This window comes from Marinomonas atlantica (assembly GCF_001639725.1).
Taxonomy (GTDB): Bacteria; Pseudomonadota; Gammaproteobacteria; order Pseudomonadales; family Marinomonadaceae; genus Marinomonas; species Marinomonas atlantica.
In genome coordinates this window covers 1-218 of the sequence record NZ_LTAW01000068.1, presented here as the reverse complement: position 1 = coordinate 218, position 218 = coordinate 1, and the positions used below count along the sequence as shown (strand labels likewise).

General features: G+C 47.7%; 1 tRNA gene. It reads left to right on the top strand.

Annotated elements, in window-relative coordinates:
• Positions 1 to 142 precede the first annotated feature (142 nt).
• Positions 143 to 218 (top strand) — tRNA-Phe (locus AYW75_RS18560).

The following is a 218-nucleotide window of genomic DNA, read 5'->3' as shown; positions in this document are numbered from 1 at the left end:
CCAGATAGCTCAGTCGGTAGAGCAGAGGATTGAAAATCCTCGTGTCGGTGGTTCGATTCCGCCTCTGGGCACCATTTTACTAAAAGCTTGTTTTATCAATCCTTTCAGTAAAGAACGGTGTCTTCTTATCCCGTTATAATATGCCCAGATAGCTCAGTCGGTAGAGCAGAGGATTGAAAATCCTCGTGTCGGTGGTTCGATTCCGCCTCTGGGCACCA